This is a genomic window from Mesorhizobium sp. WSM4935 (genome assembly GCF_029625735.1).
Classification (GTDB): Bacteria; Pseudomonadota; Alphaproteobacteria; order Rhizobiales; family Rhizobiaceae; genus Mesorhizobium.
Genome location: NZ_JARTVR010000010.1, coordinates 202,186 through 211,419, shown reverse-complemented (window position 1 = coordinate 211,419; position 9,234 = coordinate 202,186). Strand labels below are relative to the sequence as shown.

Sequence of the window (9,234 nt, the reverse complement as noted above, 5' to 3'; positions counted from 1 at the left end):
GTCTTGCCATGATCGACGTGACCGATCGTGCCAATGTTCACATGCGGCTTGGTGCGCTCGAATTTACCTTTTGCCATAGTCTCTTTCCTTGGACGGCCTTGACCTTCAGTTCAGTCGAATGCGGGGCGATTAGCGACAACGGCCGAAAAACACAAGTGCCTTGTGGCTGAGCGGATTCCCGCTCGACCCGAACCAATGGTCGAATTCAGGGGGATGTGGCACGGATATAGGGGTGCCGTGCGTAAAATCAAAGGCTACGGACTGGCCCATTGCCGCCGCGACGCCGCTCTGATTTTGTCGGCGGATGCAGTTCATTCCATCCAATATCCGCGGTCCGCTGTTCATGGTCGTCTCCACGGGATCCTATCTCGTCAACGACACGATGATGAAGCTCGCGACCGCCGGGCTGCCGCCCTATGAAGTGCTCTTGCTGCGGGGTGCCGCCGCGACGCTGTGGGGCGTGCCGCTGCTTCTGATGCTTGGCTACGCCAGGCAGATCCCGCTGCTCTTCGAGCGCAAGGTGCTGCGCCGCAACCTGTTCGAGCTCTTGGCGATCCTCTGCTACGTCGTCGCCCTGGCGAATATGCAGATCGCGGATTCCACCGCGCTCGGGCAGATCACCCCTCTCCTCGTGCTGGTCGGCTCCTCGATGCTGTTCGGCGAAAAGATCGGCGCCACGCGCATAGCGCTGATCGGCCTTGGCTTTGTCGGGGCTCTCATGGTGGCGCAGCCGACCATGCAGGGAATTTCGGTCTATGCGCTGCTGGCCCTCGGCAACGCCGCCTTCGCGGCGGTGCGCGATATAGCCGGCCGCAAGGTGGGCACCGAGGTGCCGGGCATGATCGTCGCCATCTCAGCGGTCTTGGTGGTGCTGGCCGGCTCCGGCGCGGCGCATCTGGCGACAGAGCAATGGGTGATGCCGGAGGGACGCCATCTTCTGCTGATCGCCGGAGCGGGCCTGTTCCTGATCTTCGGCCATTTCTTCATCTTCATGGCCTACCGGGTCGGACCGACAAGCGCGGTCGCGCCGTTCTATTACTGCTTCACCGTCTGGGCGGTCATTTCGGGCTTGCTGGTGTTCGGACAGTTTCCCAACGCGCTCGCCGTCTGCGGCATCCTCCTGGTGATGGCCAGCGGCCTGGCGATCGTCTCACTCGACGAAAGAAGGCGCCGACTGGCGATGGTCGCCTGACGACATGAATTCAAAGCAGGCCGACCCGAACGGGTCGGCCTTCACAGCCGATCAATACGGCGACCGTGCTTACAGCGTGCGCTTGCCGGAAAACTGGTGATAGGCCCAAAGCACGACGACCGAGCCGATGACGGCAACGATCAGGCTCCAGATGTTGAGACCGGTGACCCCCGCCGAGCCAAAGGCGCTGAAGATCAGTCCGCCGACGATGGCGCCGACAATGCCGAGCACGATATCCATGATCATGCCCTGGCCGGTCTTGTTGACGATCTTGCTGCCGATGAAGCCGGCGATAAGGCCGAGAATGATCCAGCTGATGATGCCCATAATTCCCTCCAAAATCCCCCCGCCGCGCCAATCATGTTCATATGATTATCAAAAGCTCAAGTCAGCTTGAAATTCCGCTCGTTTGCGCCATTCTGGAACCGGGCGGACTTGGCTGGATAAGGAGATCCGTTATGGGCCTTTTTGACAATGCCGTTCCGGGCGGCAACATCACCAAACCTCTGATGATCGCCCTCGGCGCGCTGCTGGTCGGCAAGATGCTGAGCGGCAGAAGCGAAGAGGCGGCCGCGCCGCAGGCGCCGGCGCCGACGCCTGCGGGCACCGACGCGTCGGCCGATGGCGGCCTGCTCGGGGGTCTCGGCGGCCTGCTCGACAAGCTGAGGGATGCTGGACATGGCAACGTCGCCGATTCCTGGGTCGGCACGGGCCAGAACCAGCCGATCAACCCGGGTGATCTCGGCTCGGCGCTCGGACCGGCGGTGATCCGCGAGATCGCGCAGCGCACGGGCATGAACGAACAGGAACTGCTGCAGCAACTCTCCACGGCGCTGCCCGGTATCGTCGACAAGCTGACGCCGAACGGCCAGATCCCGCAGCACCATCAGGTCGCTTCGGCCTTCAACAGTTAAGCGGGCCGGATGAAATGGAAACGCTGCGCGCCACAGCGCGCGGCGTTTTCTTTGGAGCGTCCGAGGAGGAAATCTGGAGCGGGTAGCGGGAATCGAACCCGCATATTCAGCTTGGAAGGCTGCTGCTCTACCACTGAGCTATACCCGCGCCTTGCACTGAGGTATCGGATTCACCCGAAAAGCGCCATGCACTTTTCGGTCCGAGACTTTTCGTTTCAGGGCTTCCGGGCCGGCAGTGGTGGAGAGGGTTGGATTCGAACCAACGTAGGCTAAGCCAACGGATTTACAGTCCGTCCCCTTTAACCACTCGGGCACCTCTCCAGTCTGCCGCCGGAGCCATGCAACGAGGCATTCGCGCCGATCCGGAGCCCGAGTAGGATCTTCTCCGAAATCAGCGATGCGCCTTATGGCGGCAAGGCCGGTGGGTGTCAACCGGCGCGGCGAGGGTTTTTCGAGGATGTTCGGCATTCATTGCCGCAGGCCATATCCTTGAGTGAACGGGACCGCTATAGAGGCCGGCATGAGCGACGAGAAAAGCAACAAGCCTGGTACGCGCAAGGACACCCATTATGCCAAGCTGAGGCGGGCGCATCGCGACCAAAAGGCGGGCGGCGCGCCGGCATTCCGGCCGCGGCAGCCGGTGCCGCCGGGCGAAGCGCCAAGCGATGGACTGGTGCGGCTTTACGGCCTGCACACGGTGCGGGCCGCGCTCGACAATCCGCGCCGCAAGATCAGGAAGATGCTGGTGACGCGCAATGCCGCGGAGCGGCTTTCGATCGGCGAGCTTGCCGCCCTGCCCTTCAAGGCCGAGCTGGTCGAGCCAAAGGATATCGACAGGGTCACCGGATCGGATGCGGTGCACCAGGGCGTGCTGATCGAGGCCGAGCCGCTCAAGCCGAAGCGTCTCGATGCGCTCGGCGACACAAAGCTGGTGCTGGTGCTCGACCAGGTGACGGACCCGCACAATGTCGGCGCGATCCTGCGTTCCGCGGTCGCCTTCGGGGCGGGCGCGCTGATCACCACGGCCCGCCACAGCCCCCAGGAATCCGGCGTTCTGGCCAAATCCGCGTCCGGCGCCCTGGAGCATATCGACCAGATCGAGGTGAAGAACCTCGCCGATGCTCTGGGCCAGTTACACGAGGCCGGGTTCCAGACGATCGGGCTCGATTCGGAAGGACCGGCCGAGCTTGAAAAGACCTTCGACGGCGAGAAGATCGCGCTGGTGCTGGGCGCCGAAGGCAAGGGCCTGCGCCAGAAGACGCGCGAGACGGTGACCGCGCTCGCCCGCCTCGACATGCCCGGCGCCATCCACTCGCTCAACGTGTCGAATGCGGCGGCGGTCAGCCTTTATGCGGCGAGAAAATTCCTAGCGAATAGCGAATAGGAGGAGCACCGCGAGGTGCTGACCTGCAATCCCCATTCGCTACTCACTACTCACTATTCGCTATTCGCTTCCCTAAGCCACTTCGTGGCCGGCCATCCGCTCCAGGGCCCTCACCAGCGCGGAGTGATCCTCCTTGGCGCCGCCGTTGGCTGCGCAGGAATTGAAGAGCTGCTGGGTCGTCGAGGTGTTGGGCAGCGACACGCCCAGCGCCTTCGCGCCTTCCAGCGCCAGGTTGAGGTCCTTCTGGTGCAGTTCGATGCGGAAGCCCGGCGCGAAGGTGCGTTTGATTATGCGCTCGCCATGCACTTCGAGGATGCGCGAGGCGGCGAGCCCGCCCATCAGTGCCTGTCTGACCTTGGCCGGATCGGCGCCCGCCTTCGCGGCGAAGACCAGCGCTTCGCCGACCGCTTCGATGGTCAACGCCACGACAATCTGGTTGGCGACCTTGGTGGTCTGGCCGACGCCGTTCGGGCCGACCAGGGTGATGTTCTTGCCCATCTTCTCAAAGATCGGCCGGGCGCGTTCGAAGGCCTTTTCCTCGCCGCCGACCATGATGGTGAGCGAGGCCGCTTTGGCGCCGACCTCGCCGCCCGACACCGGCGCATCGAGATAGTCGCAGCCGAGGCCGTTGATCTTGTTGGCGAATTCCTTAGTGGCGATCGGCGAGATCGAGCTCATGTCGATGACGAGCTTGCCGTTGGTGAGACCGGAGGCGACGCCGTTTTCGCCGAAGAGAACCTCCGCGACCTGGGGTGTGTCGGGCACCATGGTGATGATGATGTCGGCGGCCTTAGCGACGGCATCGTGGCCCGAGACAGTCGTCAGGCCCGTGGCGACGAGGTCGGCCGGTGGCTTGGAGCGATGGTCGCTGGCGACGACCTTATAGCCGGCGTCGAGCAGATGTCCCGCCATCGGCGCGCCCATGATGCCGAGGCCTATGAAACCGATGGTTTCCATTTTGCAGTCTCCTGAACGTCTTGTTCTAACCTGTCACAGGTCGGCGCCGCCCCTCATCCGGTTGCCGCCACCTTCTCCCCGTAAGGGACGGGGAGAAGGGACAAGCTCCAGCGCCGGCATCCCCCTCTCCCCGTTCTTCACGGGGAGAGGGTAAGGGTGAGGGGCGGCGGCGACGCTGGTTGGAATCGCTCTAAGCCGCCGCGCTCCCCTGCCCGGCGAACTCGCTGAACCAGCCGAGCCCGGCTTCGGTGCCGGCCTTCGGCTTGTATTCGGCGCCGACCCAGCCGGAATAGCCCTGCCGGTCGATGTGGTCATAGAGGAAAGGATAGTTGATCTCGCCCGTCCCCGGCTCGTGACGGCCGGGATTGTCCGCAAGCTGGATATGCGCGATGCGGGGAAGGTTCGCTTCGATGGTACGGGCGAGATCCCCCTCCATGATCTGCATGTGATAGATGTCATATTGCAGGAACAGGTTCTTCGAGCCGATGCGGTCGATCAGTGCCAGGGCCTGGTCGGAGTAATTCAAGAAGAAGCCCGGAATGTCGCGGGTGTTGATCGGCTCGATCAGCAGCTTGATGCCGGCCTGCTCCAGCTTCTCCGCCGCAAAGGCCAGGTTGTCGGCAAAGACGTTTTCCAACACGGCCCGGTCGGCGCCCTGCGGCGCGATACCGGCCAGGCAGTTGATCTGCTCGCAACCCAGCGCGTGAGCGTAGGTGATCGCCTTGGCGACGCCCTGGCGGAACTCCGGCACGCGATCGGGCAGTACGGCAATGCCGCGCTCGCCCTTCGCCCAGTCGCCGGCCGGCAGGTTGAAGAGAACCTGGCTGAGGCCATTCTTCTTGAGACGCGCGGCGACGACCTCGGGCGCATGGTCATAAGGGCCGATATATTCGATGCCCTTGAAGCCCACGCGGGCCGCGGCATCGAAGCGATCGAGGAAATCATGCTCGCCGAAGAGCATCGAGAGATTGGCTGAAAACCGCGGCATTCTTTTTCTCCTTCTTTCTCTGCCTGCCCAGGCTCGCCTAGTCCAACATCATGATGGCGGTCGGCGCATCCTCGTTGCGCTCGGCAAGCTCCTCGAATTCGGTGATCTTGTCGATTTCCGTGCCCATGGAAATGTTGGTGACGCGCTCGAGGATGAATTCCAGCACGACCGGCACCTGGTGCTCCTTCATCAGCCGCTGCGCCTCCTTGAAGGCGCCGGCGAACTCTTCCGGCTTTCTCACCCTTACCGCCTTGCAGCCCATCGCCTCGGCAACCGCCACATGGTCGACGCCGTAGCCGGCCTCGGGGTCGTCCTTCCGGTTGACGTTCTCGAAGGCGAGGCTCACCTCGTAATCCATCGAAAAACCGCGCTGCGCCTGGCGGATGAGGCCGAGATGGGCGTTGTTCACGACGACGTGGATGTAGGGCAGCTTGTGCTGCGCGCCGACGGCCAGTTCCTCGATCATGAACTGGAAATCATAATCGCCGGAGAGCGCGACGATATCCCGGTCCGGATCGGCGGCGCGAACGCCGAGGGCCGCCGGCAGCGTCCAGCCGAGCGGGCCGGCCTGGCCGCAATTGATCCAGTTGCGCGGCTTGTAGACATGCAGGAACTGCGCACCGGCGATCTGCGACAGGCCGATCGTGGTGACATAGGTGGTGTCGCGGGCGAAAGCCTTGTTCATCTCCTCATAGACGCGCTGCGGCTTCAGCGGCACCTGCTCGAAATGCGTCTTGCGCTTCATGGTCTTCTTGCGCTGCTGGCATTCCTTGGCCCAGCCCGACCAGTCGCGCAGCCTGCCTGCCGTGCGCCACTCGGTGGCGACGTCGAGCAGCATCTTCAGCGCCGCGCCCGCATCCGAGACGAGGCCGAGATCCGGCGCGAAGACTCGGCCGATCTGGGTGGGCTCGATGTCGACATGGATGAATTTCTTGCCCTTGGTGTAGACGTCGACGGAACCGGTGTGGCGATTGGCCCAGCGGTTGCCAATGCCGAAGACTACGTCAGCGGTAAGCATCGTCGCATTACCGTAGCGGTGCGAGGTCTGCAGGCCGCACATGCCGGCCATCAGCCGATGGTCGTCGGGGATCGACCCCCAGCCCATCAGCGTCGGGATGACCGGGACGCCGGTGACTTCGGCGAACTCGATCAGGAGGTCGGATGCATCGGCGTTAATGATGCCGCCGCCGGCGACGATCAGCGGCTTTTCCGCTTCGTTGAGCATCGCCAGCGCCTTCTCGGCCTGGGCGCGCGTCATCGCCGGCTTGAAGGGAACGAGCGGCTCATAGGCGTCGATGTCGAACTCGATCTCGGCAAGCTGAACGTCGAGCGGCAGGTCGACCAACACAGGGCCTGGGCGCGAGGAGCGCATCAGATGGAATGCCTTCTGCAGCGCCATCGGGACCAGGTAAGGCTCCATGACGGTCACCGCCCATTTGGCGACGGGCGATGCGATCGAAGCGATGTCGACGGCCTGGAAATCCTCCTTGGTGAGGCGGGCACGCGGCGCCTGCCCGGTGATGCAGAGGATGGGAATGGAATCCGCCGAGGCCGAATAGAGCCCGGTGATCATGTCGGTGCCGGCCGGGCCGGAGGTTCCGATGCAGAGCCCGATGTTGCCGGCCTTGGCCCGCGTATAGCCTTCGGCCATGTGCGAGGCGCCCTCGACGTGGCGGGCAAGCACGTGGCGGATGGTGCCACGAGCCTTCAGCGCCGAATAGAGCGGGTTGATCGCCGCACCCGGCACGCCGAAGGCGTTGGTGATGCCTTCCTTTTCGAGAACGAGAACCGCTGCGTCGACAGCGCGCATCCGGGCCATGACAAACCTCCATTTCGTTGGTTGGCTTGATAGTGACAGCGCGCCTTTGATTTTTCAATTTTTTCAGAATATTTTTTCATTTCTAGGAAATGTCTCTTATGAGCTGATTTCGCTTCACTTTTCGTTTTCCAGAAAATCGAGCGCAGCAACGATTGAAAAACTTTTTCATTGCATCCAACGTCAAATCGGCGAGAATGGCGGGCATGGAAACCACGGAAAAACGCCAGCGCGGCCGGCCGCGCGCCTTCAATGGTCCGTCCGAAGGGGCGTCGGTGCAGTCGCTCGACCGGGCGCTGCGAATTCTGGCGATCGTCGCCGAGGCCAGCGGCCTGTCCCTCAGCGAAATCGCAGCGCAAAGCGGCATTGCCGCCTCCACCGCCTATCGCATGCTGACGACGCTGCAAAACCACGGCATGGTCGAATTCGATACGACCGATCAGCTCTGGTCGGTCGGAGTCGAGACCTACCGCATGGGCGCGTCCTTCCTGCGCCGCAGAAAGCTCGTCGACCGCGCCCGCATCGTCATGCAGGAATTGATGGAGAAGACCGGCGAAACGGCCAATCTCGGCGTCGCCGAGGACGATTGCGTCGTCTTCGTTAGCCAGGTCGAGACGCATCAGGCAATCCGCGCCTTCTTCCGGCCGGGCACGCGCAGCCCGTTTCATGCATCAGGCATCGGCAAGGCGGTGCTGGCGCATCTCGAGCCGGAGCGGGTCGCCGCGATCCTGCGCAAGGCGGGCCTGCAGCGCTACACCGACAAGACGCTGTCCGACATCTCGGCGCTCGCCCATGATCTCGCGACCATCAAGCATCGCGGCTGGTCGGTCGACGATGAGGAACGCCACCCCGGCATGCGCTGCGTGGCGGCCGCCATCTTCAACGAATATGGCGAGCCGATCGGCGGCGTTTCGGTATCCGGCCCGACGGTGCGGGTCACGCCCGAGCGCCTGGTCGAGATCGGTCCGCTGGTGCGCGACGCCGCGGTCGAGGTGACGCAGATGATCGGCGGCGTGAAAGCTTATTAGGACGCGCCCGGCAATGCGCTCTTTGCCGATATCTCAAAGAAATCGAGCAGGATGGCCAGCCCGACACCGCAGGCCGCCAAGATGAGACCGGCGATGAATATGCGACTGGCGCGGTCATGAATGCTTCGCTGCAGGGATTTGATGTCGAGCAGAATGGCAAGCGCCCGCATCTGCAGCGCAATACCGACCAAGATCGGCAGTACGGCAATCAGATGGTAGGTCTGCCATGGGATCGGATTGGCCGCCCAATGGGTGATGAAGCCTAGCGAAAACGCAAGCAGGATGCCGACGATGGTGATGGTGCCGTTGCGGAAAACCGGTTCGACCCGTTCTTCCTTGGGATCCTGCTCGTCCAAGCTGCTCTCCGCTCAATTGGCGTCAAAGCCAGAGTAAACGCTTGCGAGATCGCTGTACATCGCTGGTTGCCTGGCAGGAGCCGACCGGGCATAGCCGGGCCGGACGCCGGACTTGACCGTCTTGCCGGGGCGTCGGCATGCATGCGAAAGGGCACGGATGCGGAAAACAGTTTACCTCCTATCCGCCGCTTCACTTTGCGGATGCGTGGCAGCGGCACCGCCGCCGGTCGAGCCCATCGCCGGCCCCGGCGGCAACTCGCTCGTCGAGCCCGTCCCGATCTCGCTGGCGATGGAAGAGATCATCACCGCCGGTGTCCGCCAGCATTTGAAGAATCCCATCGCCGCCAAGTTCGGAACGATGCTCGCCGGCGAGCGCAGGTTGGACGGCCGCCACGAGATCGTGGTGTGCGGCTATGTCGACGACAAGGGCTCTCCAGGCGGCAACGAGCCTTTCATCGGCAAGATCCATCCCGATGCCGAAAACAGCTTCGAGCTCGTCGCGATAAATGATGTTTCGGTCAGCGGCGCGTGCAGGATGGCTGGATTGGCGATGCCGGAGCTGAAGCCCAATTCCTGAATTGGTCGAGCAGCAACATCGT

Annotated in this window: 10 protein-coding genes, 2 tRNA genes and 1 pseudogene; 5 read left to right on the top strand and 8 right to left on the bottom strand. The window is 63.1% G+C overall.

Annotated features, from left to right (window positions below):
* A pseudogene (locus tag P9273_RS22445) lies at positions 1–77 on the bottom strand (GTP-binding protein); the annotation flags it as partial.
* A gap of 227 nt (positions 78–304) precedes the next feature.
* Here P9273_RS22445 and P9273_RS22440 point away from each other — a divergent pair.
* Positions 305–1,192: a DMT family transporter gene (locus tag P9273_RS22440; RefSeq protein ID WP_278050852.1), complete on the top strand. Its 888-nt coding sequence runs from the start codon at positions 305–307 to the stop codon at positions 1,190–1,192.
* 69 nt (positions 1,193–1,261) lie between these two features.
* Here the strand turns inward: P9273_RS22440 and P9273_RS22435 are convergent, their stop codons facing one another.
* Entirely contained in the window at positions 1,262–1,519 is a 258-nt protein-coding gene (locus tag P9273_RS22435) for a GlsB/YeaQ/YmgE family stress response membrane protein (protein ID WP_040999817.1), read from the bottom strand.
* Between the two features lie 131 nt (positions 1,520–1,650).
* Between P9273_RS22435 and P9273_RS22430 the strand changes: the two genes are divergently transcribed.
* Positions 1,651–2,106, top strand: coding sequence for a YidB family protein (locus P9273_RS22430; protein ID WP_278050851.1), 456 nt, complete (start codon positions 1,651–1,653; stop codon positions 2,104–2,106).
* A gap of 74 nt (positions 2,107–2,180) precedes the next feature.
* Here P9273_RS22430 and P9273_RS22425 read toward each other — a convergent pair.
* Positions 2,181–2,254: transfer RNA gene (locus P9273_RS22425), tRNA-Gly, on the bottom strand.
* A gap of 88 nt (positions 2,255–2,342) precedes the next feature.
* A tRNA-Tyr gene (locus tag P9273_RS22420) sits at positions 2,343–2,427 on the bottom strand.
* 199 nt (positions 2,428–2,626) lie between these two features.
* Between P9273_RS22420 and P9273_RS22415 the strand changes: the two genes are divergently transcribed.
* Positions 2,627–3,490, top strand: coding sequence for a TrmH family RNA methyltransferase (locus P9273_RS22415; RefSeq protein ID WP_278050850.1), 864 nt, complete (start codon positions 2,627–2,629; stop codon positions 3,488–3,490).
* Between the two features lie 72 nt (positions 3,491–3,562).
* Here the strand turns inward: P9273_RS22415 and P9273_RS22410 are convergent, their stop codons facing one another.
* From P9273_RS22410 to gcl, 3 genes are all read right to left on the bottom strand, one after another.
* Positions 3,563–4,447 (bottom strand): 2-hydroxy-3-oxopropionate reductase, encoded by an 885-nt coding sequence (locus tag P9273_RS22410; protein WP_278050849.1) that lies wholly within the window; start codon positions 4,445–4,447, stop codon positions 3,563–3,565.
* Between the two features lie 190 nt (positions 4,448–4,637).
* Complete coding sequence (gene hyi, locus P9273_RS22405) at positions 4,638–5,435, bottom strand: hydroxypyruvate isomerase (RefSeq protein WP_278050848.1); 798 nt, start codon at positions 5,433–5,435, stop codon at positions 4,638–4,640.
* A gap of 37 nt (positions 5,436–5,472) precedes the next feature.
* Positions 5,473–7,254, bottom strand: coding sequence for a glyoxylate carboligase (gene gcl / locus P9273_RS22400; protein WP_278050847.1), 1,782 nt, complete (start codon positions 7,252–7,254; stop codon positions 5,473–5,475).
* A gap of 203 nt (positions 7,255–7,457) precedes the next feature.
* Between gcl and bhcR the strand changes: the two genes are divergently transcribed.
* On the top strand, positions 7,458–8,279 hold the full coding sequence (gene bhcR / locus P9273_RS22395) for an HTH-type transcriptional regulator BhcR (RefSeq protein ID WP_278050846.1): 822 nt from the start codon (positions 7,458–7,460) through the stop codon (positions 8,277–8,279).
* On the opposite strand, the gene P9273_RS22390 is transcribed toward bhcR, so the two are convergent.
* Positions 8,276–8,635, bottom strand: coding sequence for a hypothetical protein (locus tag P9273_RS22390; RefSeq protein WP_278050845.1), 360 nt, complete (start codon positions 8,633–8,635; stop codon positions 8,276–8,278). The genes bhcR and P9273_RS22390 overlap by 4 nt on opposite strands.
* Positions 8,636–8,840: 205 nt before the next feature.
* Between P9273_RS22390 and P9273_RS22385 the strand changes: the two genes are divergently transcribed.
* Positions 8,841–9,212, top strand: coding sequence for a hypothetical protein (locus P9273_RS22385; protein WP_278050844.1), 372 nt, complete (start codon positions 8,841–8,843; stop codon positions 9,210–9,212).
* Positions 9,213–9,234: the final 22 nt, after the last annotated feature.